Annotated in this window: 18 protein-coding genes and 4 pseudogenes; 12 read left to right on the top strand and 10 right to left on the bottom strand. The window is 72.6% G+C overall.

Going from position 1 to position 22,727, the window contains the following annotated elements; genetic code table 11:
* Window positions 1-5: 5 nt before the first annotated feature.
* Complete coding sequence (locus AC0OLQ_RS25740) at window positions 6-800, bottom strand: hypothetical protein (RefSeq protein WP_484528422.1); 795 nt, start codon at window positions 798-800, stop codon at window positions 6-8.
* A 161-nt stretch (window positions 801-961) separates the two neighbouring features.
* On the opposite strand from AC0OLQ_RS25740, the gene AC0OLQ_RS25735 reads away from it, so the two are divergent.
* Window positions 962-1,774, top strand: a complete 813-nt coding sequence (locus AC0OLQ_RS25735; protein WP_484528421.1) for a DUF3097 domain-containing protein — start codon at window positions 962-964, stop codon at window positions 1,772-1,774.
* A gap of 260 nt (window positions 1,775-2,034) precedes the next feature.
* Here AC0OLQ_RS25735 and AC0OLQ_RS25730 read toward each other — a convergent pair whose 3' ends face one another.
* A complete protein-coding gene (locus AC0OLQ_RS25730; protein WP_484528420.1) occupies window positions 2,035-3,348 on the bottom strand; it encodes a serine hydrolase domain-containing protein in 1,314 nt (437 codons plus the stop codon).
* A gap of 91 nt (window positions 3,349-3,439) precedes the next feature.
* Here AC0OLQ_RS25730 and AC0OLQ_RS25725 point away from each other — a divergent pair, with 91 nt between their 5' ends.
* The 4 genes from AC0OLQ_RS25725 (at window position 3,440) to AC0OLQ_RS25710 (ending at window position 8,274) form a co-directional block, all read left to right on the top strand.
* Window positions 3,440-3,913 (top strand): NfeD family protein, encoded by a 474-nt coding sequence (locus AC0OLQ_RS25725; RefSeq protein ID WP_484528419.1) that lies wholly within the window; start codon window positions 3,440-3,442, stop codon window positions 3,911-3,913.
* A gap of 4 nt (window positions 3,914-3,917) precedes the next feature.
* Complete coding sequence (locus tag AC0OLQ_RS25720) at window positions 3,918-5,024, top strand: SPFH domain-containing protein (protein WP_484528418.1); 1,107 nt, start codon at window positions 3,918-3,920, stop codon at window positions 5,022-5,024.
* Window positions 5,025-5,160: 136 nt separating this feature from the next.
* A complete protein-coding gene (locus AC0OLQ_RS25715) occupies window positions 5,161-5,958 on the top strand; it encodes a hypothetical protein (RefSeq protein WP_484528417.1) in 798 nt (265 codons plus the stop codon).
* Between the two features lie 111 nt (window positions 5,959-6,069).
* Window positions 6,070-8,274, top strand: coding sequence for a transglycosylase domain-containing protein (locus AC0OLQ_RS25710; protein WP_484528416.1), 2,205 nt, complete (start codon window positions 6,070-6,072; stop codon window positions 8,272-8,274).
* Between the two features lie 15 nt (window positions 8,275-8,289).
* Here the strand turns inward: AC0OLQ_RS25710 and AC0OLQ_RS25705 are convergent, their stop codons facing one another.
* Window positions 8,290-8,892, bottom strand: coding sequence for a dTMP kinase (locus tag AC0OLQ_RS25705; protein ID WP_484528415.1), 603 nt, complete (start codon window positions 8,890-8,892; stop codon window positions 8,290-8,292).
* A 129-nt stretch (window positions 8,893-9,021) separates the two neighbouring features.
* On the opposite strand from AC0OLQ_RS25705, the gene AC0OLQ_RS25700 reads away from it, so the two are divergent.
* Complete coding sequence (locus AC0OLQ_RS25700) at window positions 9,022-9,579, top strand: dihydrofolate reductase family protein (RefSeq protein WP_484528414.1); 558 nt, start codon at window positions 9,022-9,024, stop codon at window positions 9,577-9,579.
* A 4-nt stretch (window positions 9,580-9,583) separates the two neighbouring features.
* Here the strand turns inward: AC0OLQ_RS25700 and AC0OLQ_RS25695 are convergent, their stop codons facing one another.
* Window positions 9,584-11,422, bottom strand: coding sequence for a thiamine pyrophosphate-requiring protein (locus AC0OLQ_RS25695; protein ID WP_484528413.1), 1,839 nt, complete (start codon window positions 11,420-11,422; stop codon window positions 9,584-9,586).
* A gap of 110 nt (window positions 11,423-11,532) precedes the next feature.
* On the opposite strand from AC0OLQ_RS25695, the pseudogene AC0OLQ_RS25690 reads away from it, so the two are divergent.
* Together AC0OLQ_RS25690 and AC0OLQ_RS25685 are read left to right on the top strand one after the other, a co-directional pair.
* A pseudogene (locus AC0OLQ_RS25690) lies at window positions 11,533-11,931 on the top strand (TrmH family RNA methyltransferase); the annotation flags it as partial.
* Window positions 11,924-13,528: a recombinase family protein gene (locus AC0OLQ_RS25685; RefSeq protein ID WP_484528412.1), complete on the top strand. Its 1,605-nt coding sequence runs from the start codon at window positions 11,924-11,926 to the stop codon at window positions 13,526-13,528. The pseudogene AC0OLQ_RS25690 and the gene AC0OLQ_RS25685, both read left to right, overlap by 8 nt.
* Window positions 13,529-13,650: 122 nt before the next feature.
* Here AC0OLQ_RS25685 and AC0OLQ_RS25680 read toward each other — a convergent pair whose 3' ends face one another.
* Together AC0OLQ_RS25680 and AC0OLQ_RS25675 are read right to left on the bottom strand one after the other, a co-directional pair.
* Entirely contained in the window at window positions 13,651-13,962 is a 312-nt protein-coding gene (locus tag AC0OLQ_RS25680) for a hypothetical protein (protein ID WP_484532429.1), read from the bottom strand.
* Window positions 13,962-14,341: pseudogene (locus tag AC0OLQ_RS25675) on the bottom strand (transposase); the annotation flags it as partial. The gene AC0OLQ_RS25680 and the pseudogene AC0OLQ_RS25675, both read right to left, overlap by 1 nt.
* Between AC0OLQ_RS25675 and AC0OLQ_RS25670 the strand changes: the two are divergent.
* Window positions 14,339-14,530: pseudogene (locus AC0OLQ_RS25670) on the top strand (IS110 family transposase); the annotation flags it as partial. The pseudogenes AC0OLQ_RS25675 and AC0OLQ_RS25670 overlap by 3 nt on opposite strands.
* 214 nt (window positions 14,531-14,744) lie before the next feature.
* Here AC0OLQ_RS25670 and AC0OLQ_RS25665 read toward each other — a convergent pair.
* Window positions 14,745-15,620 (bottom strand): TrmH family RNA methyltransferase, encoded by an 876-nt coding sequence (locus tag AC0OLQ_RS25665; protein WP_484528411.1) that lies wholly within the window; start codon window positions 15,618-15,620, stop codon window positions 14,745-14,747.
* Between the two features lie 4 nt (window positions 15,621-15,624).
* Between AC0OLQ_RS25665 and AC0OLQ_RS25660 the strand changes: the two are divergent.
* The 3 genes and pseudogenes from AC0OLQ_RS25660 to AC0OLQ_RS25650 all read left to right on the top strand — a co-directional run.
* A pseudogene (locus tag AC0OLQ_RS25660) lies at window positions 15,625-16,040 on the top strand (TrmH family RNA methyltransferase); the annotation flags it as partial.
* A 69-nt stretch (window positions 16,041-16,109) separates the two neighbouring features.
* On the top strand, window positions 16,110-17,561 hold the full coding sequence (gene argG / locus AC0OLQ_RS25655) for an argininosuccinate synthase (RefSeq protein ID WP_484532428.1): 1,452 nt from the start codon (window positions 16,110-16,112) through the stop codon (window positions 17,559-17,561).
* A gap of 147 nt (window positions 17,562-17,708) precedes the next feature.
* The gene (locus tag AC0OLQ_RS25650) at window positions 17,709-19,736 is read left to right on the top strand and encodes a PucR family transcriptional regulator (protein WP_484528410.1); all 2,028 of its coding nucleotides are present in this window, start codon (window positions 17,709-17,711) and stop codon (window positions 19,734-19,736) included.
* A gap of 115 nt (window positions 19,737-19,851) precedes the next feature.
* Here AC0OLQ_RS25650 and AC0OLQ_RS25645 read toward each other — a convergent pair whose 3' ends face one another.
* From AC0OLQ_RS25645 to AC0OLQ_RS25635, 3 genes are read right to left on the bottom strand one after another with little or no spacing between them, the layout of a single operon-like run.
* Window positions 19,852-21,201 (bottom strand): MurL-like N-terminal domain-containing, encoded by a 1,350-nt coding sequence (locus tag AC0OLQ_RS25645; protein WP_484528409.1) that lies wholly within the window; start codon window positions 21,199-21,201, stop codon window positions 19,852-19,854.
* A 36-nt stretch (window positions 21,202-21,237) separates the two neighbouring features.
* On the bottom strand, window positions 21,238-22,431 hold the full coding sequence (locus AC0OLQ_RS25640) for an RNA-guided endonuclease InsQ/TnpB family protein (RefSeq protein WP_484532427.1): 1,194 nt from the start codon (window positions 22,429-22,431) through the stop codon (window positions 21,238-21,240).
* Window positions 22,432-22,491: 60 nt separating this feature from the next.
* The gene (locus AC0OLQ_RS25635; RefSeq protein WP_484528408.1) at window positions 22,492-22,695 is read right to left on the bottom strand and encodes a helix-turn-helix domain-containing protein; all 204 of its coding nucleotides are present in this window, start codon (window positions 22,693-22,695) and stop codon (window positions 22,492-22,494) included.
* Window positions 22,696-22,727: the final 32 nt, after the last annotated feature.

Below are 22,727 nucleotides of genomic sequence, written 5' to 3'. Positions count from 1 at the left end.
CCGGCTCAGGGGCGCAGCGGGGCGTTGCAGGCGGCCACCAGGGCCTGCCGGCAGGCGGTGGTCAACGGCCGCAGCGCCGCATCTCGCTGCTGCGCCTCGTAGGTGTTCACCGCCCCGCCCGGGGCGCTCTCCCCGGCCAGGGCGAGCACCCGGTCCAGCACGGCCGCGCGGGCGAACAGCCGGCGGGACCGCGGGTCGAAGCCGGGCGGCAGGTCGGTCCCGCCGTCCGGGCGGCGCAGCGCGGCGAGCGCGCCGGCCAGCTCGGGCCGCCACTGGGCCACGTCGAGCCGGGTCAGCGCGGCGGTCGTCTCGGCCAGCGCCGCCGCCAGTTCGGCCTCCGCCTCGGCCGCGCCGGGCGTGACCAGGGACGCCTTCGGCGCGTCGACCGGCAGCGGGTAGACCCGCCAGAGCACCGTCTCCCAGGTCATCCCCGAGCCCGAGGTGTGCGTGCGCACCTCGGGGACGAACCCGAGCCCGCTGGCCACCACGGCCTCGCCGGCCAGCAGCGCCGCCCCGGCGAAGTCGCCGGGGCCGGGCAGCCCGCGCGGGTCGCCCGGGGCGGGCAGCACCAGGCGGATCTCGTCCGGGGAGAGCTTGGCCAGGCTGGGCAGCGCGTCCCGCAGGGACACGTCGGTCCAGGTGCCGGGGGCGTCGGCGACCAGGTGCTCCTCGTCGCCGGCGATCTCGTCGGCGACCTCGTCGAACGGCACCAGGCCGGCCCGCCAGGCGCGTACCCAGGCGACGAAGCGGCTCGACCGGCGCGGAGCCAGCGTGGCCGCGCCCGTTGCGGGGGAGGACATGCCGAAAGGGTACGTGCTCGCCGCCGTCGCTGTCTCGGCTGCCGCTCCGGCGGCGTGACCTGCCCCCAACTACCCCCTTCGCCCCTTTCTGTGCCACCGGTGGGACGCCTGGTCGGCGCGTCGCCGGGCGACGCGCCGGGCCGGTGACTAGCGTGATCCACATGGCGGGGCGATACGACGGCGACGTGCTGGCGGGTGACTGGCGGCGGCGGAAGGTGATCCCGGAGGTCGACGCCGAACCCGAGCTGGTGGTCGAGGACGCCGACTCCGGGTTCTGCGGCGCGGTGGTCGGCTTCGAGTCCGGCGCGGTGGTGCTGGAGGATCGGCACGGCCGGCGGCGCAACTTCCCGCTGCTGCCCGCCGCGTTCCTGCTCGACGGCAAGCCGGTCACCCTGCGCCGCCCGGCCCGCGCCCCGGTGCCCGCCGCCCGGCGGCGCACCGCCTCCGGCTCGATCGCGGTCGACAACGTGCGGGCGCAGGTCGCCAAGGCCAGCCGGATCTGGGTCGAGGGCGTGCACGACGCGGCGCTGGTCGAGCGGATCTGGGGCGACGACCTGCGGATCGAGGGCGTCGTGGTGGAACCCCTCGACGGCATCGACGCCCTCGCCGCCGAGGTGCGCGCCTTCGGCCCCGGCCCGGGTCGCCGGCTCGGCGTGCTGGTCGACCACCTGGTGCCCGGCTCCAAGGAGAGCCGGATCGTGGCGCAGGTCACCTCGCCGCACGTGCTGGTCACCGGGCACCCGTACGTCGACGTGTGGCAGGCGGTGAAGCCGCGCGCGCTGGGCATCCCGGCCTGGCCGGTGGTACCGCCGGGGCGGCCCTGGAAGGAGGGGGTGTGCGCGGCCCTCGGGGTGGCCGAGCCGGCGGACATGTGGCGGCACATCCTGTCCCGGGTGGACAGTTTCGCGGACGTGGAGACGCCACTGATCAACGCGGTCGAGCGGTTGATCGATTTCGTCACTTCGCCTGAGTAGTGGTTGCACCCCCGGCCCGTCGTGTGTCGGGTGCGCGGTTCGGTTGCGGCGGGGTGACTCAGGGGCGCTACGAACTTGATGAGGTGAACGGATCGCGGGGTGAGTCGTCCGTGTCATCAAGTTCGTAGCGGCTGGAACGGAGTAGGGCGATTCACCTACGTCATCACGTTCGTAGCAGCTCGAACGGATCAGGGGCGATCCACCTGCGTCATCAAGGTCGTAGCGGCTGAACGGGAACTGGTCGTCCCGGCGAGGGCGGGTCAGGGTTCCTGGTCGGGGGTTCGGGTGAAGACGAAGGTGGCGATGTCGAGGGCGACGGGGTGGCCGGCGGCGTCGCGGATCACCGTGAGGAGTTCGCCGTCCTGGGAGCCGGAGCGGCCGCGCCAGCGGTCCGGTGCCTCCGGGGTGAACCGCAGCACCGGGCGGCCCACCGGGCCGCCCACCAGGTCGCCGGCGGGGTCGACGCGGAACTCGTACTCGCCGCCCATCCACCACCAGCGGCCGGTCAGCTCGGCCAGGTCGGCGGGCGGCGCCTCGGCTGGGCGCCACGGGGTGGGCGCGGCGGGCTCCGCGTCCAGCACCAGGGTGAGGATCTCGCGGGCCAGGCCGACGACGTGGTGGCCGGCGCGCAGCCCGTACGAGTTGGCGAAGTCGACCACGGCGGTGCGGGTGGGACGGTGCACGGCCAGCCCGGCGACGTACCCGGGCATCGAGCCGCCGTGGCCCACGTACACCCGGTCGCCGACCCGGTAGAGCTCCACGCCGAGGCCGTGCCCGCCGGTCCAGGCGTCCAGGTCGCTGATCACCACGGGCGCGCACATCTCGGTGAGCGTCGCCGGGGCGAGCAGATCCGGGGCCGGGTCGGCCAGGAAGGCCGCCCAGCGGGCCAGGTCCTCGACGGTCGACCAGAGCTGGCCGGCCGGCGCCATCGCCCCGGTGTCGGTGCGCGGCTCCTCCCGGAGCGTGTCGTGCCAGGGGTGCACCACGTAGCCGGGGGCGTACGGCTCGGTCGGGTGGTAGGTGGTGCGGCGCATGCCCAGCGGTTCGAGCAGGCGCTCGCGGAGCAGGTCGGCCCAGGGCGTGCCGGTGATCCGCTCCAGCACCCCGCCGAGCAGCCCGTACGCCAGGTTCGAGTAGTGGTAGACGTGGTGCGGCGGGTGAGCGATCTTCGCCGGGGTGAGCCCGGCGAGCAGGGTCGCGAGGTCGGCGCCCGCGGCCCGCTCCCACCACTGCCCGTCGGGCTCCCGCTGCAGGCCGCTGGCGTGCCCGAGCAGCTGGCGCAGGGTGAGCGCGCCGACCGGGGTGCCGGGCAGGTGCTTGGCCAGCGGGTCGTCCAGGGCCAGCCGGCCGGCGTCACGCTGCTGCATCACCAGCACGGCCGTCATGGTCTTGCTGATCGAGCCGATCCGGTACTGGAGGTCCCCGTCGGGGTGGGGCTGCTCGCCGGCGAGCGCGACGTGCGCCAGGTCGCCGTCCCGGACCACCCCGAGGGCGAGCGAGGGCCCGCGCCCCTCCGCCTGGGCCCGGGCGACCAGCAGGTCCACCTGTCGGGCGGTCTCGGGCAGCAGGGCCATGGCGTCCTCCTCGGCGGTCTTCGGGGCGGTGCCGAGCTTAGGTGATCATCGGGGGTCGTTGTGGCGAGCGTCGGCGTGTCACGATTCAAGGGTGGACGCCGTGTTCTGGATCGTGCTGGGTGTGTTGCTGGCGGTCGCCGAGATCTTCACGACGACGCTCTTCCTGATCATGTTCGCGGCCGGGGCCTTCGCCGCCGCCGGGGCCGCCGCGCTCGGCGCCCCGGTCGCGCTCCAGGCGCTGGTCTTCGCGGTGGTCTCCGCGCTGTCGGTGGCGCTGGTTCGGCCGGTCATCAAGCGGCACGCCATGCCGGCGCTGGAGAGCGGCGAGCAGCCGTTCGGGATCGAGGCGATCGAGGGCTCCAGCGCGGTGGTGCTGGAGCCGGTGGACGCGGAGCGCGGCCTGGTCAAGATCGACGGTGAGCTGTGGACGGCCCGGTCGTACGACGCGACGCGCAGCTACGCGGCGGGCGAGCGGGTGCAGGTGATAAAGGTCCGGGGCGCGACCGCCCTGGTCTGGCAGGACGAGATTTCCACCCCGGGCGGACTGCCCGAAGGGAAAAGGTGAAGGCATGGAGTTTGCAGCGGTCCTGTTGATCGCCATCGCGGTGATCGTCGTGGTGACGCTGGTGAAGGCGGTGCGGATCGTGCCGCAGCAGCGCCAGGACGTGGTGGAGCGGCTGGGCAAGTACAAGCGGACCTTGAACCCGGGGCTCAACCTGCTCGTGCCGTACATCGACGCGGTGCGGACCAAGGTCGACATGCGGGAGCAGGTGGTCAGCTTCCCGCCGCAGCCGGTGATCACCTCGGACAACCTCGTCGTCTCGATCGACACGGTGCTCTACTTCAAGGTGGTCGACTCGGTCCGCGCCACCTACGAGATCTCCAACTTCCTCCAGGCCATCGAGCAGCTCACCGTCACCACGCTGCGCAACGTGATCGGCTCGCTGGACCTGGAGCGGGCGCTCACCAGCCGCGAGGAGATCAACCGGCACCTCTCCGGGGTGCTGGACGAGACCACCGGCCGGTGGGGCATCAAGGTGACCCGGGTCGAGATCAAGGCGATCGAGCCGCCGCCGAGCATCCGCGACTCGATGGAGAAGCAGATGCGCGCCGAGCGTGACCGCCGCGCCGCCATCCTCAACGCCGAGGGGCACAAGCAGTCGCAGATCCTCACGGCCGAGGGTGAGAAGCAGGCCGCCGTGCTGCGCGCCGACGGTGACCGGCAGGCCCGGATCCTCCAGGCGGAGGGCCAGGCAAAGGCGATCCGGACCGTGTTCGACGCGATCCACCAGGCCAACCCGAGCCAGAAGGTGCTCGCCTACCAGTACCTCCAGGCCCTGCCGCAGATCGCCAACGGCACCGCCAACAAGGTCTGGATCGTCCCGACCGAGCTGACCAAGGCACTGGAGGGCATGGGCGGAGCGCTCGGTGGCCTGGCCAACATGGTCGGCGACGTGCCGTCGCCGGAGGCCACCAAGAGCGCCGTCGAGGTGGAGCGGGAGGCCGCCGAGGCCGCGCACGCCGCCGCCACCGCGGCCCAGGAGATCCACGACGAGGTACGCGTCGCCGAGGCGCAGGCCACCGGCGGCAACGCCCCGCAGGGGCTGCCGGCGCCCGAGCCGGTCTCACCGCAGAGCCTGCTCAACGACCCCTCCGACCAGCGCGAACGGGGCTGAACGAGGACGCCGCCGGCAAATCCGAGAATCCCTCATGCGGCGCCCCGGTGCCTGCCACGATCGGTCTGAGGACGGGTGGTGACCAGGACCGGGGCGCCGTTGCGCGTCCCGCGCCGCCCGCGGAGCGAGGTGACGCATGAAGGATCCGGCGAACCGGCTGTTTTCCAGGACCCCGGTCCCCGGCGCGCACGACCCAGCCGGGCCGCTCGGCAGCCGGCGTACCGGGGGTGGGTTCGGGGTGCTGCCGTTCGTCGCCGAGCCCGGGCCGGCCGCCCCGGCCACCGACGCGAGCTGGGCCTGGTCGGTGCGCCGGTTCGCCCGCGCGGCGGTCTGGCTGCTGCCCGCGTACGCGGTCCTCTACGGCCTGGTGGCGATGGCCAGCGACGGCGGGGTGGGCAACGACCCCTACCCGGCCGAGGGGCAGCCGCTCTACCTCGTGGGCTGGGTGGCCTCGGTCTGGCTCGGGCTGCTCGCCCTGCTGGCGCTCACCGGCCTGCTCGCCGCCACCCGGTGCCGGCGGATCGCCCTGGTCGGGCTGCTGGCCAACATCGGCGGAATGGTGCTGATGCTGCCCTTCGCCGGGCTGGCCGAGCAGGCGCCGGTCTTCGGCACCACCGCGCGCACCCTCGTCCTGATCGGCTCGACCTTCTACAGCCTGGGCTGGCTCCTCGTCGGCTGGTCGGTCGCCCGGTCCGGGATGTTCTCCTACGGCGACGGGACGATGCTCATGATCGCCGCCCCGCTGCTGGGCCTGGGCGGCGCGCTGATCGGCTCCTTGCAGACCTTCGGCGCGATCTTCGTGCTGGTCGCCGGCATCGGCATCGGCTACCGCTCCGGGCGCCTCGTGCCCGCCACGATCGCCCGCGACACCGTCGCGGCGAGCGTCGCCGCCACCCCGGCTCCGCCCCCCAACGGCCCGCTCGCCGCCGGCTGACCGTTCCGCCCGGTTCCGCGTCTCCGCCGGAGCTGGGAGGTCGCCGTGAGGTAACTGACAGTTGCCTGGCGGGGTGGCCGGTTGGCGACATTCGCGGCAATCCTGGAGTCCATGCCGTCTCCCCGGTCGCCACTGTCGCGGCTCTTCACCGTGCTGCTCGCCGGCGTCCTCGCCGGGCTGGTCCTCGCGGTCGCCGCGCTCCCGAGCGGCCTGCTCGGCGGGCTCGCCGCCAAGGCCGGCCTGGGTGCGTACGCGGAGCTGCCCGACGCGCTGCGCACCCCCGCGCAGCCGCAGCGCTCCTACCTCTACGCCAACGACGGCAAGACCCTGATCACCACGTTCTACGACGTCAACCGCACCGACGTGCCGCTGGCCGAGATCGCCCCGGTGATGCGGCAGGCGATCATCGCGGCCGAGGACCGCCGCTTCTACTCCCACGGCGGGGCCGACCTGCGGGGCATCGCCCGCGCCCTGGTCGCCAACGTCAAGGGCGGCGGCACCGAGCAGGGCGGCTCCACGCTGACCATGCAGTACGTCCGCAACGTGCTCAAGACCGACCCGACCCGCACCGCCGAGGAGCGGCAGGCCGCCACCGAGCAGACCGTCGGGCGCAAGCTCCAGGAGATCCGGTACGCGAACGCGCTGGAGAAGACGCTCAGCAAGGACGAGATCCTCAACCGCTACCTCAACATCGCGTACTTCGGCTCCGGGGCGTACGGCGTCGCCGCGGCCAGCCAGCGCTACTTCGGCAAGGCCCCGGCCGACCTGACCCTGGGCGAGGCGGCGCTGCTCGCCGGGCTGGTCCAGTCGCCCGACGAGTACAGCCCGATCGACGGCGACAAGGACCAGGCGCTCGCCCGCCGCGGCTACGTGCTCGACTCGATGGCCGCCACCGGCGCGATCACCGCCCAGCAGGCCGCCGCGGCCAGGGCGGAGCCGCTCACCCTGCACCCGACCGCCCAGCCCAACGGGTGCACCGCGACCGCCGCGGGCCACGACGACTGGGGCTTCTTCTGCGACTACCTGCGCCAGTGGTGGCTCGCCCAGCCGGCCTTCGGGGACACGGTCAAGGAGCGCGAGCAGGCGCTGCGCCGGGGCGGCTACACCGTGGTCACCACCCTCGACCCGAAGATCCAGCAGACCGCGCAGAAGCAGGCCACCTCCGTCTACGGCTACGGCAACAAGCGCGCCCTGCCGATCGCCGCGGTCGAGCCGGGCAGCGGGCGGGTGCTCGCCATGGCGGTCAACCGGCACTACAGCCTCGCCGACAACCCGGCCGGGCAGGCCAACCACCCGAACACCGTCAACCCGCTGATCTCCGGCGGCGCCAGCGTCGACGGCTACCAGGCCGGCTCGACCTTCAAGCTGTTCACCATGCTCGCCGCCCTGGAGGCCGGCAAGCCGCTCGCCACCGGCTTCGACGCCCCAGCCAAGCTGCCCACCCGCTACGCCTCCGACGCCGAGGGCAACTGCGCCGGCAAGTGGTGCCCGGCCAACGCCAACCCGGAGTGGATGGACGGCTACCGGATGATGTGGGACGGCTTCGGCCGCTCCGTGAACACCTACTTCGTCTGGCTGGCCGAGCAGGTCGGCGAGGACAAGGTGGTGGAGATGGCGCAGCGGCTCGGCATCACCTTCCGGGCCGACTCCGACGCCACCTTCGCCAAGGACAACGCGGAGAACTGGGGCGCGTTCACCCTCGGCGTGGCCGCCACCACCCCGCTGGACCTGGCCAACGCCTACGCCACCGTGGCCGCCGAGGGGACGTACTGCTCGCCGCTGCCGGTGGTCTCGGTGACCGCCGCCAACGGCGAGAAGGTCGACGTCGGCCAGCCCTCCTGCCGGAAGGTGCTGGACGCCGACGTGGCCCGGGCGGCGACCGACGCGGCCCGCTGCCCGGTCGGCCAGCAGTCGGCGTACGGGCAGTGCAACGGTGGCACCGCCACCTCGGTCGACCGGCTCGTCGGCCGCCCGGTGGCGGGCAAGACGGGTAGCTCCGAGCAGAACGCCACCGAGACCTTCGTCGGGTTCACCCCGCAGGTGGCCGTGGCCGGCATCGCGGCCAACCCCGACGACTCGACCGACCTGGTCGGCTCGGCGGTGCAGGCCAGGGTGATCGACGCCGTGGCCCGGGTGATCAGGACGGCGGTGGACGGCAAGCCGGTGCGGGACTTCACCGCGCCAAGCCGCGAGCTGGCCGGCGACCCGCAGCGCCCGCAGCCGCGTCCCACCCCGCCACCCGAGCGGCGCCAGCAGGACCGGGACAACCTCCCCTCGGACCTGCTCCGCTGGCTCCAGGGCCGCGGCCGCGGCTGACCTCGATCCGCGGTGTCACCCCGCCACCAGGGGTGACACCGCGCGGTCCAGGGCCGCGGCCACCTCGTCGGGCTCGGCGTCGCCGTCGAGCACCACGAACGAGCCGAACTCGGGCAGGGACCGGTAGGCGGCGTCCAGCGCGCGCAGGTGACCCAACTCCTCGGTGTCGATGCCCCGGGCCGCCACCCGCCGCTGCGCCACCTCCGGCGAGGTGGCCAGGAAGCAGACCACCGCCGGGCGCGGGAAGATCGCGAACGCGGCCCGGACCGCCCGCCGCCCCCGGTCGCCGCGGGCGGCCATGATGACGTCCTGGCACCAGGTCCACCGGTCCAGCACCGCGGTGCGCCCGGTCAGCCGGGCCACCAGCACCGTGCGGGCCATCGCCAGCGCGCGGACCGTCGCCTCCAGCGCCGGATAGAGGGTACGGCCGAACAGCGCCACCCCGTCCGGCCGGCCGAGCGCGCGGGCCAGCCGGTTCCACAGCGGCCGGCCGCCGGCGTTCTCGAAGTAGGTCGCCGGGATCCCCCCGGCCGTCAGCCGGCGGGCGAGCGCCCTGGCCTGGGTGCTCTTGCCGGAGCCGTCGACACCGACCAGGGCGATCATCACGCAACGGGCCACGGATCCGGACGGTAGTCGCCCTCGGCAAATCTCCGGAAAAGATCCGCGCCGGCTGTCGGATCGGGTCGGCCGGCTCCGACCCACCGGTGAGCGCGCCCGCCGGGGCGTCACCGAGCGAGGAGAGACACCATGCGCAAGCTCATCCACTGGGTGCACCAGTCGGTCGACGGCTTCATCGAGGGGCCGAACGGGGAGTTCGACTGGCCGGTCATGGGGCCGGAGCTGTCCGCGTACTCCTTCGAGCTGACCGACCGGGCCGACGCCTTCCTCTACGGCCGCAAGGTGTGGGGGTTGATGTCCTGGTACTGGCCGCGTGCCGAGCAGATCTCCCAGGACCCGCACGACCTGCGGTTCGCCCCGATCTGGGCCCGCACCCCGAAGATCGTCATCTCCCGCACGCTGGAGAGCGCCGAGTACGGCGCCCGGGTGATCGGCCGCGACCTGGCCGCCGAGGTCGCCGAGCTGAAGGCGCAGCCGGGCAGGGATCTGCTGCTCACCGGTGGCGCCGGCGCGGCGGCGGCCCTGACCGAGCTGGGGCTGATCGACGAGTACCAGGTGGTGGTGCACCCGGTCGTGCTGGGCGGCGGCACCCCGGTCTTCCCCGGCAAGGACCGCCTCGATCTGCGGCTGACCGGGACCCGCGGCTTCGACGGGCGGTCGGTGCTGCTGCGCTACGAGCGGGCCTGACGCCTCACCGGCCGCGGCGGCGGGGACGGTACGTGGCGAGTACCGAGGGCAGTCCCCGCCGGAGGATCTCCGTCCGGTCGCTGTCCCCGCGCAGCACCGCGGCGGCCGTCTTGCGGGCCTGCTCGACGGTGGAGTGCGGCGGCAGCATCAGCTCCGCCGGGTCCACGACCGCGTTCACCACCACCGGCCGGTCGGCGCTGAGCGCCCGCTGCCACAGGTCCGGCACCTGGTCGGGGGAGTCGACCAGCACACCCTCGAGCCCCAGCACCTCGGCCCACTTGTGGTAGCCCACGTCCGGCAGGTCCTGGCTCGCCGGGAACATCGGCGTCCCCTCGCCCGAGCGCTGCTCCCAGCTGACGAAGGACAGGTCGCGGTTGTTGAGCACCAGCACCACAAAGCGGGGGTCCGCCCACTCCCGCCAGTACTTCGCCACGGTGATCAGCTCGTTGACCCCGTTCATCTGCATCGCGCCGTCGCCGATCAGCGCGACCAGCGGGCGGTCCGGGTGGGCGAACTTCGCGCTGATCGCGTACGGCATGGCCCCGCCCATCGAGAGCAGGGTGCCGGAGAGGCTGGCCAGCATGCCGGGGCGGACCCGGACGTGGCGGGCATACCAGGCGGTCGCGGTGCCGCAGTCCACCGCCAGCATGGCGTCGTCCGGCAGGGCGTCGTCCAGGGTGGCGAAGAGCAGCTGCGGGTTCACCGGGTCGGCCGTCTGCTCGGCCAGTTCCCGCTGGGCCTGCCGCCACTTCCCGGTGGCGTCGGCCAAAGTGGCCCGCCAGGCGGCCGGCACCGGCCCGGTGCCCAGCTCGCGCAGCAGCGCCCGCAGGGTCGGCGCGGCGTCGCCGGTCAGGTTCACCTCGGTCGGATAGCGCAACCCCATCCGGCTGCCGTCCAGGTCGATCTGCACCGCCCGGGCCTGCCCCTGCGGCGGGTAGAACTCCGAGTACGGCATCTGACTGCCCACGATCAGCAGCCGGTCGCACTCCTGCATGAGCTGCCAGCTCGGGCGGCTGCCGAGCAGGCCGATCGCCCCGGTCACCCAGGGTTCCCGGTGGTCGACGGCGGCGAAGCCGAGCAGGGCGGTGGCGACCCCGGCGCCGAGCCGGTCGGCGACCCGGCGGACCTCCTCCTCCGCGCCGAGGGCGCCCTGCCCGACCAGCATGGCGACCTTCTGCCCGCCGCGCAGCACCTCGGCCGCCCGGCGCACCTCCTCCTCCGGCGGCACGGTCGGCATGCTGCTCGGCACCGCGCTGGTGTGGTAGTAGCCGTGCGCGTGCGGCGGCTCCGGCACCGCCGGCTCGTCCTGCACGTCGGAGGGGAGCACCAGGGCGGTGACCGTACGCCGGGCCAGCGCGGTCCGGCAGGCCCGGTCCACCAGGTGCCGCGCCTGCGACGGGTCGTCGAGCTGGGCGAGGAAGGCCGACGCCACGTCCTTGTAGAGGGCGAGCAGGTCCACCTCCTGGTAGTAGCCGCCGCCCTCGGCGGGCAGCGCGGTGTGCCCGAGCAGCGCCACCACCGGCTGGTGGTCGAGCTTGGCGTCGTACAGGCCGTTGAGCACGTGGATCGCGCCGGGGCCGCTGGTCACCACCACACAGCCCAGCGGGCCGCCGCCGTACTTCACGTGGGCGCTGGCCGCGAAGCCGGCCGTCTCCTCGTGCCGGACCTGGATGAACTGGGCCCGGCTGGCAGCCCGTTGCAGCGCGGAGGTCATCCCGTTGATGCCGTCACCGGGATAGCCGTAGTAGCGGTGCACGCCCCACTCGGCCAGCCGGGCCACGATGAAGTCGGCGACCGTGGCGTCCCGGGGCAGCCGGCCGTCGCCGGTGGGGTCCGCGCTCATCGTGGTGATCCCTTCGTCGCTGTCCGCTTTCCGGGGCTCCGTTCCCCGCCCGGGGCGGCGGAAACCCGGGCCGCGCCGGACCGGCCGGACCGACCAGGCAGAATCGTCCGGTGCCCGTCCACGAGATCACCGACCCCGACGACGACCGGATCGCCGACTACCGCGCGCTGACCGACGTGGAGCTGCGCACCCGCTGGGAGCCGCCGCACGGGCTGTTCATCGCCGAGGGCGAGCTGGTGCTGCGGCGGGCGCTGCGGGCCGGCTACCCGGCCCGGTCGTACCTGGTCGACGCCAAGCGGGTCGACCAGCTCGCCGACCTCGACACCGGCGACACCCCGGTCTACGCGGCCACCCAGGAGGTGCTCCAGCGGGCCACCGGCTTCCACGTGCACCGGGGCGTGCTCGCCTCATTCCGCCGCAAGCCGCTGCCGTCCGCCGCCCAGGTGCTGACCACCGCCCGGCGGATGGTGATCCTGGAGGACATCAACAACCACACCGCTATTGAGAGCGGTAAAGTGCCCCCATCAAAGTTCCTGGCCAGGAGGCGCATTGTCCGAGCAGCCGGCTTTTGAGCGGGCAGTCGCGCCCGAAGAATTGGACCGCATCCCGTTCGAGAAGAGGGCGCTCGGATACATCCGCGTGTCCGACGAGAAGGGTCGAGGCGAGTACCTTATCTCGCCCGAGATCCAGAAGCACTCGATCCAGACGCTCGCTGGTCGCGAGGACCTGGTCGTCGTTGCCTGGATCTACGACAAGGACAAGTCAGGTCGAAACTTCACCAAGCGCCGGGTAAAGGACGTCGCCCAGGGCGTACGCGACCGGCAGTGGAAGAACGTGCTGCTCTGGAAGTGGTCCCGCTGGGGCCGCAACATGAAGGAGTCGCTGGTCTACCTCAGCCACGTCGAGGACGAGGCGCGGGGCATCGTGCGGGCGGCCACGGAGGACTTCGATCCGAGGACGTCGGTCGGCAAGTTCAGCCGGAACCAGATGCTGCTCATCGCCGAGCTTCAGTCGGACATGATCAGCGACTCATGGAAGGAGGCGCAGGCCAAGCGTCGCCGCGACGGGCTGCCGCACACGGGCGGTCCGCGGTTCGGCTACGACTACGACAGGCGCACCGGCTACACCGTGAACGAGGACCAGATGAAGGTCCTCAAGAATGCCTACGAGCGGTACGTGGCTGGCGAGTCCATGCGCGCGCTGGCCCTGGAGTGGAACTCCCTGGGGTTGACTACCCTCAGGGGCAACCGCTGGTCGCTCCAGTCGATCTCCCGGATGATGGATACCGGCTTCGCCGCCGGCCTGATCCGCGAGCGCACCAACCCGCCCACCTCCAGTGAGGCCGGCGGGAGCAACGGGCGCTCGATCTGGTGCTTCGACGTATGGCGCGAGGGCAAGCACGAGCCGATCATCGACCGCGAGACGTGGGACGCCTACAAGAAGCGCCGCGACGAGCAGGCGCTCATGGCGCCACGCCTGCGGACCACGGTGCACACCCTGTCCGGCCTCATGACGTGCGGCTGGGAGGGCTGCGGCGGGCCGATGGTGTCGGTGTACTCGGGGCGCCACAAAAGGCACTCCTGGACCTGCTACCGGGCGCGGGACCGCAAGGAGCACCCGTTCAACTCGGTGTCCAACGCTCGCGCCGAGGCCGACGTGCTCGCCTGGCTGGATCGGGAGGCTGAGGGCGGTGACGACGTCGAGGGGCGCAAGGCGAGGCTGGAGGCGGGCCGCGATGCGGTCGCGGATGCGACGGCGCTGGACCGGGAGGTCCGCAAGCTGAAGGCCAAGCTCTCCCGGTATCAGGAGATGTACGCCGAGGGTGACCTGGACAAGGAGGGCTACCACCGGAGGCGTGACGGGCTCAAGCAGGAGATCGAGGTCGCCGAGTCCAACAGGGACGCCGCCCTGGCTCGTTCGGAGGCAGCCGACGCCTACGCGCAGCAGAGATTCATCGCGCTGCGGGAGGAGTGGCCGGAGTTCACCCCGGGTGAGCGTCGGGAGATGCTGCTGCACATGGTCAGCTCGATCACGGTCATGCCGGGGCCGTACGAGCCGGGCAAGAAGGTGATCCCGGTGCCCAAGTGGGCCAAGGCTGCCGCCTGAGACACGAGAATGCCCCGTTACCTTTTGATCGGCCCCAGCCAGGGACTGCTCGGTCGCCCGGCCCGGTATGACTTACTGCCCCTGTCGTACGGATGATCCGGGGGGTGTCCCTATGGGTTTGGTCAAGTCCCGGAAGGGGCCGACGTTAATCGGTGGGTGAGTTCGTCGAGGCAGGCGGTGAGGTCGGCGGCGGTGGACATTTCGTAGTGGGTGCTGATGACGGTGCCTGTGGAGATCTGGACGAGGTCAAGTTCGGCTTCGCCGCTGGTCCAGACGGTCAGCTGGGCCTCGCGGTCGGTGGTGGTCCAGACGATCCAGGCCGCTGACTTGTCGCGGGTGGGTCCGCGGTGCAGTTCCCATCGCACGCGTGCGCTGTTCCATTGGCTGGCGCGGGCGGTGACAGCATCGGCGAAATCGTCGAGGTCCAGGTCCATCACGCCGCTGATGCTAGAGCCGGCAGCGGCCGGGGCTGGTAAGGGATCTTGTCGCGGAGCATGGCGAACAGGACGTCGGAGCGGCGGCGGGCCAGGCAGATCAGGGCGGCGTTGTATTTCTTGCCTTGGGCGCGTTTGCGGTCGTAGTAGGCGCGGCTGACCGGGTCGGCCAGAGCAGCGAACGCGGCGAGGAAGAACGCGCGTTTGAGCTGTTTGTTGCCGCCGCGGGCGGGGTGTTCGCCGCGGATCGAGCTGCCGGAGCGGCGGGTGACCGGGCCAGGCCGGCGTAGGCGGCCAGCTGTCCTGGGGTGGCGAACGAGCTGCCGTCGCCGACTTCGAGCAGGATCCGGGCGGCGGTCCTGACGCCTCGACCCGGCACGGGCGGGTCCTGGTGGTGGTCGACCAGCCCGCTTCGATCGGGGCGCTGCCGGTCGCGGTCGCCCGTGCGTGCGGGCACCAGGTGGCCTATCTGCCTGGCATGCCGATGCGTCACATCGCTGACCTGCATCCGGGCGCGGCGAAGACCGACGCCCGCGATGCCTACTTCATCGCTGATGCCGGCCATAGTCGTTGGCCGTGGCCCGCAGGTAGACGCTCGTGTCGGTCACCGCTCGACCTTGCATCGGACGGGGCGCCGCTCGTCGTCGAGCCAGTACGCGAGATCATCTGCGGTGAATTGCCACGCATCGGCACCATACGTCCGACTGGCCAGGCTATACGACAGTTGGTGACAGGAGTGCGGGCGTGAGCAGGGAAAGCGTCTTCGTTCACACGGGAGACGGTCACAGTTCATCCTCGCGGCCCAGTTCCCAGAACGACACCGCAGCAGCCGCCGCCACGTTGAGCGAGTCCACGCTGCGTCGCATCGGGATGACCACCCGGACGTCGCTGGCTGCCTGCGCCGCTGCCGTCAGCCCCGGGCCTTCGGCTCCCAGCAGGAGGGCGGCCTTGGCTCGCTGAGCCGGGGTGAGGCGCTGAATCGGTACGGCGTCGGGTGCCGGCGTCATGGCGAGGATCGTAAAGCCGGCCTCGCGCACCAGGTCCAGCCCCGCCGGCCATGGGTCCAGCTTTGCGTACGGCACGGCGAACACCTCGCCCATGCTGACCCGGACGCTCCGCCGGTAGAGCGGGTCGGCGCACGTCGGCGAGAGCAGCACGGCGTCGATGCCCAGGGCGGCTGCGCCCCGATACACGGCTCCGAGGTTCGTGTGGTTATTGAGCCCTTCGAGCACCGCGACGCGGCGGGCGCCGGCCAGCACGTCCTCCGCCGCAGGCAACGGCTTGCGGTGGAAGCTGGCCAGGACGCCTCGGTGGACATGGAAGCCGGTGACGGCCTCCAGTACCTCCTGGCTGGCCGCGTACGCCGGCCCGTGGTCGAGCAGGTCGCGGAGCTGGTCTACTCGCTTCGCGTCCACGAGGAAGGACCGCGGCCGATAGCCGGCTCGCAGCGCCCGGCGCAGCACTAGCTCGCCCTCGGCGATGAACAGCCCGTGCGGGGGCTCCCACCTGGTGCGCAGCTCAACGTCCGTCAGGGCGCGGTAGTCGGCGATCCGCTCGTCCGCCGGGTCGGTGATCAGCTCTACGGTCACCCGCCGAGTCTTGCTCATCGGCTGCGTGAGCTGGGGAGGAGGGCTGGGGTGCAGGTTGGTGTTGTGCATAGGCCTGGGCGCGATCTTCCGGGCCGTGGCGGCGCCCGGGGTGGACGCCGTGCTGCTCTCACCGACCTGCGCCGACCGCTGTACCGGCGCAGCGTCCGGGTCAGCATGGGTGAGGTGTTCGCCATCCCGTACGCGAAGCTGGAGCCCTGGCCGGACGCGCTCGGCAGGTCCGGGCGGCGGGCTTCACGGTGCTGGCCATGACGCCCGTGCCGGACGCGGTGCCGATCCAGCGGCTGGATGCCGGGCAGCGGGCCCGCGCGGCCCTGCTCATGGGGGGCCGAGGGCGCCGGCCTGACCCGGGCCGCCATGGAGGCCAGCGACGTCCGGGTGGTGATCCCCATGCGGCGCGGGGTGGACTCGCTCAACGTGGCCGCCGCCACCGCAGTGGCCTGCTGGGAGCTGGGCCGCGGTGCCCCGCTGTTCGGCAGCGGGCAGCTCTGCGGCCGGTGTTCTTTGCATGACCATGCGACATGGTGCATAATCTTCCTTGTGTCCAAGGTTCTCACCTCCCTGCCCGCCGGCGAACGTGTCGGCATCGCCTTCTCCGGCGGCCTCGACACCTCGGTCGCGGTCGCGTGGATGCGCGACAGGGGCGCCGTCCCCTGCGCCTACACCGCCGACATCGGCCAGTACGACGAGCCCGACATCGCCTCGGTGCCCGGTCGCGCGCTCAGCTACGGCGCCGAGGTCGCCCGACTGGTCGACTGCCGCGCCGCCCTGGTCGAGGAGGGCCTGGCGGCGTTGACCTGCGGGGCCTTCCACATCCGCTCCGGCGGGCGGGCGTACTTCAACACCACCCCGCTGGGCCGGGCCGTGACCGGGACCCTGCTGGTGCGGGCGATGATCTCCGACGATGTCCAGATCTGGGGCGACGGCTCGACCTTCAAGGGCAACGACATCGAGCGGTTCTACCGGTACGGCCTGCTGGCCAACCCGCAGCTGCGCATCTACAAGCCGTGGCTCGACACCGACTTCGTCACCGAGTTGGGTGGGCGTAAGGAGATGTCGGAGTGGCTGCTCGCACGCGCCCTGCCATACCGGGACAGCACCGAGAAGGCATACTCCACCGACGCCAACATCTGGGGCGCCACGCACGAGGCGAAGACCCTCGAGCACCTCGACACCGGCATCGAGACGGTCAACCCGATCATGGGAGTCCGGTTCTGGGACCCCTTGGTGGAGATCCCGACCGAGGACGTCACGATCGGCTTCGACCAGGGTCGCCCGGTGACGATCAACGGTAAGGAGTTCGGCAGCCCTGTCGACCTGGTGCTGGAGGCCAACGCCATCGGCGGCCGGCACGGCCTGGGCATGTCGGACCAGATTGAGAATCGGATCATCGAGGCCAAGAGCCGGGGCATCTACGAGGCGCCTGGCATGGCGCTGCTGCATGCCGCGTACGAACGGCTGGTCAACGCCACCCACAACGAGGACACCCTGGCGAACTACCACAACGAGGGCCGCCGCCTCGGTCGGCTGATGTACGAGGGGCGATGGCTGGACCCGCAGGCGCTGATGCTGCGCGAGTCGTTGCAGCGCTGGGTCGGCACGGCGGTCACCGGCGAGGTGACGTTGCGGCTGCGCCGGGGCGAGGATTACTCGATCCTGGACACCACCGGCCCGGCGTTCAGCTACCACCCTGACAAGCTGTCGATGGAGCGTACCGAGGACTCGGCGTTCGGCCCGTCGGACCGGATCGGCCAGCTCACCATGCGCAACCTGGACATCGCCGACTCGCGGGCGAAGCTGGAGCAGTACGCAACCCTCGGCATGGTAGGCGGCGCGACCCCCCAGCGGATGGTCGGCGCCGCGCAGGCAGCCTCGACCGGTCTCATCGGTGCGATGCCAGAGGGCGGCGCGGAAGCCATCGCCTCCCGGGGCGTCCCCTCCGCCGACGACGAGGCACTCGACCGCGCCGCGATGGAGTTCGGCGTCGACTGAGCGACGCCTCGGGAAGGGATCAGTAGTGCCGCAGGGTTCGAAAGTGGCGTGCCGGGAGTTGGGCCGCGACGACCCGCTGGGACGCCGGGGGCGGCCTGGGCGGGCGCACGCTCGGAATCGGCGGTGACGCAGGGTAGCGTGTCGCCCGTGTTCCCTACCGTCCGTGAGGTGCTCGCCCTGGTGCCGGTGCGCCACGGCGCGCCGCGCCTGGTCGCTGGGGACGCGGGGCTGGACCGGCCGGTGCGGTGGGTGCACGTGGCCGAGGTGCCCGACATCGCCACCCTGCTCGGCGGGGGCGAGCTGGTGCTCACCACTGGCATCGGGCTGCCCGCCGACGACGCCGGGCTGCGCGCGTTCATCGGCGACCTGGCCGACGTCGGGGTCTCCGGGCTGGTGGTGGAGCTGGGCCGCCGCTACGTCAGCGGGGTGCCCCGGGTGATGGCGGCCGCCGCCGAGCGGCGCGGGCTGCCCCTGGTCGAGCTGCGCCGGGCCACTCCGTTCGTGCGGATCACCGAGGCGGTGCACGCGCTGATCGTGGACGCCCAGCTCACCGAGCTGCGCGCCACCGAGGAGATCCACCAGCGGTTCACCGAGCTGTCGGTCGAGGGCGCCGAGCCGGCCGAGGTGGTGCGGCAGGCCGCCGAGCTGGCCGGCTGCCCGGTGGTGCTGGAGAACCTGTCCCGGCAGGTGCTGGCGTACGACCCGGCGGGGGAGAACGCCGAGTTGCTGCTGGACGGCTGGGAGCAGCACTCCCGGCGGATCCGGCCGGCCGGGCGCACCGCGTACGACCCGGACAGCGGGTGGCTGGTGACCACCGTCGGTGCCCGGGGCCAGGACTGGGGGCGGCTGCTGCTGCGCTGGCCGGCCGGGGGCGACGAGTTGACCACGCGCGGTCCCGACCGCCCGTCGGCCGGCGTGGAGGACCGACCGTCGTCCGACGCCTTCCCGGCCACGACGGCCGGGGCGACCGGCCGGCCGTCCGGCGGGTACGACGCCGACCGCGGTCAGCCGATCGCCGGCGCCGCGCCGGTCGACGCGGCGCCGGTCGACGCGGCGCCGGTCGACACCGCGCCGGTCGGCGGCTGGACGCCACCGTATCCGCGTCGGGACCCGGGCTTCAGCGGGGGACCGGGCGCGACCCCACCCACCCGGCTCACCATCCTGATCGAGCGGGCCGCCTCCACCCTCGCCCTGGGCCGGCTGATCCGGCGCGACGCCGAGGGGCTGGAACGCCAGATCCACCGCACCCTGCTCACCGCCCTGATCGACCACTCCCGCCCGGTCGACGAGGTGGCGCTACGGGCCAAGGCGCTCGGCGTGACCCTGGACCGCCGCCACCTGGTCGGTGTGGTGGTCCGGCACCGGGCTGACGACCCGACCGAGGGCGGCGGGCCGGGCCCGGACGTCGGCCCCGAGGCCGGTCCGGCCCGGCTGCGCGACCTCGCCGAGGCGGTCGGCCAGGCGCTGCGCGAGGCCAAGCTCACCGCGCTGACCAGCGCCGTCGACGACCAGGCGGTCGGCGCGTTGCTGGCGCTGCCCGACCCGGCCGCCGAGGAGAAAGCGCTCGCCGCGTTCGCCGCCGCGTTGCGCCGGGTGCGCCTCGACGCCGACCCGGCCCGTCCGCCGGCGCCCCGGTCCGCCCGCCCCGCCGATTCGGCCGCCCGGACGGCGGCGGTCGGCGCGCTGCGCGCCGCGGACCCGGCGTCCCGCCCGCGCCCGGCCGGCCCGGCCGTGATCGTCGCGGCCGGGTCCGGGGTGGGCAGCCTGCGGGAGGCGCGCCGCTCACTGGTCGAGGCGCGGCAGATCGCCGAGGCGGCCCGGCGGGACCGGCGGGAGCTGCCCTACTTCCGGCTGCCGCACGTCGGGCTGGCCGGCCTGCTGCACCTGCTCCGGGACGAGCCGCGGTTGCAGACCTTCGTCGAGCGGGAGCTGGGCGGGCTGCTCGCGTACGACGCCCAGCACCCCCGGGAACAACTGCTCGGCACCCTCCGCGCGTATCTGGAGCAGGGCCGCAACAAGTCCGCCGCGGCCGCCGCCGCCCACCTGTCCCGGCCGGCCTTCTACGAACGCCTGGCCCGCATCGGCCGCATCCTCGACGTCGACCTCGACTCGGTGGAGCAGTGCCTGTCCCTCCACGTGGCCCTGCTAGCCCTGGACGCCGTCCGCACCCCCTGACCGCCGTCCTCGGTGATCATGAAGTTGGCGGCGACAATCCGGGCGATCCGCCCCGCTAACCTCATGATCAACGGGGCGAGCCGGGGCGAGGGCGGGGTGGGGTGGGTGGGCGGGGTCAGGTGAGGGCCGTCAGGGCCTTGGCGTAGGGGGCGGGGACGTAGGTGGGGCCGCCGGGGGTGAAGACGTCGGAGGTGGCGGCGGCCGACCAGGCCGTCGGCGGCACCGCGTCGACCAGGGCGCGGACCACGGGGGCGTCGCGCCACTGCTCCTGCTCGGCGAGCAGGCTCAGTGCGACCACCGACTCCTCGACCTCGCCGACGCACTCGAACGGCTTGTGCCCGTCCACGCCGAGCAGCTCCCGGTAGCCGGGAATCTGAGACTCGTCGGCCAGCAGGTCGCCGCCGAAGATGGCGGTGATCCGGTCGCGGGACATGAACGGCGCCATGGCCAGGAACACGAACCGGCACTTCGGGCAGTCGCGGCACCAGCGCTCGCTCGCATCGCGCAGCTTGAAGGCGGCGTTGCAGCTGGTCACCACCGCGTCGTACCGGTCGGTCTCGGCGAAGAGCCGCGCGATGTGCAGCTCGGACAGCGACCGCAGCAGCGAGAAGTACGGCTCGGTGAGACCGGCGTGCTCAGCCAGCGCGGCCCGCAGCAGGCCTTCCGCCTCGACGCCCTTGGACCACTGGTGGTTGATCTCGTGGCCCTGCCAGACCAGGTTCGGGTCGGACGCCGAACGCTCGTTGGACATCACCACCGGCCCGAGCCCGTGCAGCACGGCGGTGGCGACTGCGATCAGCGAGTTGATCGCGGTGACCGGGATGTGCCCGTTGCGCGCCCCGGCCGCGTTGAGGTCGAGCAGCACCGGGTCGATCCGCCGGCGGGCGGCGAGCGGCACCAGGTCGGACGCCTCGTTGACCGAGACGATGACGTGGTTCGGGTTGACCGAGAAGGGCACCGGGTCGAAACCGGCCCGGCGCAGCGCCTCCAGCGTGACGATGGAGTCCTTGCCGCCGCCGACGGCAGAGAGCGGCCGGCGGTCCGAGTCGTCGTACACGCGCGGCGCGGCGACCTCACCGGCCGGCACCTCCGGGCGCAGCTCCAGCACGTGCGGCAGCTGGTTGCGGTACGCGTACTCGGCGAGACCCTTGGTGTAGACGGCCGTGACCAGGTCGGCGGCGGCCGCGCCCAGCGGCGCCGGCAGCACCAGCCGGGGCGGCGCGGCGGCCTTGTAGTAGCTGACCCCGGCGACCACGTGCAGCAGTTCGAGGACCCGGGCGAGGGTGGCCGCGGTCTCGTCGGACACCGGCTCCGCCGGCAGGGGAAGGGTGACCACCTCGGTGAACCGCTGCTCGCCGTCGGGGCCGGTCAGGGCGTAGTCGAACAACACCTCGCCGGTGGCGAAGTCGATCGAGTAGGACGGGAAGGTGAAGGCGTCCATCCGCCGGAGCTGCTCGTTGGGCACACGCCATACTACAGCGTGTCTCAATAGTCCGTTGGGTCATGAGACACCGCCCTTCTCGGGCGTCCCTGCCGTCGCGGGTGTTCGTGGCGGTGGGGTTCCTCCATCATCAGGGCTGGTTGCGCCGGCGCGTGGGCGCTGGCCAGAGCCGTTCCCTCGGGAGGCGTTGGTGACCGGGCCTCGTGCTTCGGGGTCCCGGGTCTGGGCATGGTGTCGCTCGGCCCAGACGGCGAGGTTGACCGCCGCGTTGACGTCCCGGTCCGCCGTATGCCCGCACTCGTCGCAGCGGAAGATGCGTATGGACAGGGGTAGGGCGGGGCCGATGGTGCGGCAGGCACTGCACATTCTGGTGGACGGGTACCAGCGGGGTGCCCGGGTGGCCTGCCCGCCCCGCCAGCGTTGTTTGTAGCCGATGATGCGGGCCAGTTCAGCCCAACCCGCATCGGAGATGGCGGCGGCCAGACGCCGGTTGCGCAGCAGACCGGCGGTGTGGAGGTCTTCCAGAGCCAGCCGGTCGTGGGTCTTGACCAGCCGGTTGGCGACCTTGTGCAGAAAGTGGCGACGCACATTCGCGACACGGTGGTGGGCACGAGCCAGCCGGGCGACAGCCTCGGCCCGATTGCGCGAGCCTCGCTGTTTGCGGGTGACCTGGCGGGATAGCCGCCGTAGCCGGGGCAGGGCGGTCCGCAGCGGGCGCGGTGGATCAGTGACGCGCAGCCGCTGTCGGCCGGTGGTGTCGGCGGCTACGACGAGGGCAGCGAGGCCCCGGTCGATGCCTACCCAACCACCGCAGTCGGCGTCGGGGCGGGGCGGGTGCTGGCGGGCGGGATGCAAATCCGCCGCCTCCACTGTCACGGTGATGGTCCATCGGCCGGCCCGGCACGAGGCGGTGGCATACCGGATGTGGGCTCGGCCTGTGCGCATCATCCGCCGGAGTCGGCGGGTGTCCTCCCGCACCCTCAGGACCCCGATCCTCGGCAGACAGATACTCCGAGGCCCCGCCGTCGGATCCCCCACCCGGATGCTCGCCCGACCCGCCTTGGTTTCGCAGCGGATCCGGAACGACGGCTGGGTGCGGCTCTTGCGTTTGAATGTCGGGAACCCCACCCGGCGGCCCGGCCGTTTCCCCCGCCGGGAGTCGGCCCAGGCGGTCAGGGCGCGGCCCAAGTCGACAGCGGCTTCCTCACACACCTGCTGACACACCTGCGTCCGCCACGACAACCCCGTCGACACGATCTCGGCCGAACCGGCCGAGTCGACCACGAAGCGGCGACTCGCCTGCGCCGAGGTCTTTCACGAGTTGAACGCGTTGATCAGGTCGAAACCCGACCGCGGCACCACCACTGACCCGCCCCGATGCTTCGCATCCAGGGCGTCCTTCACCAGAGCCAGGCACTGGTTGAACGCGAACCGAGCCGCCCCCGTATGACGGACCAACACCACCACCTGCGACGGTGACGGGTCAGCTGTGAACCGGAACGCGGTAAACCTCCCCACAGCCCCACAGCATGCCTGCCACCTACGACACA

Source organism: Micromonospora sp. Utrum1 (genome assembly GCF_057197805.1).
This window is presented reverse-complemented; position numbering and strand designations above follow the sequence as displayed.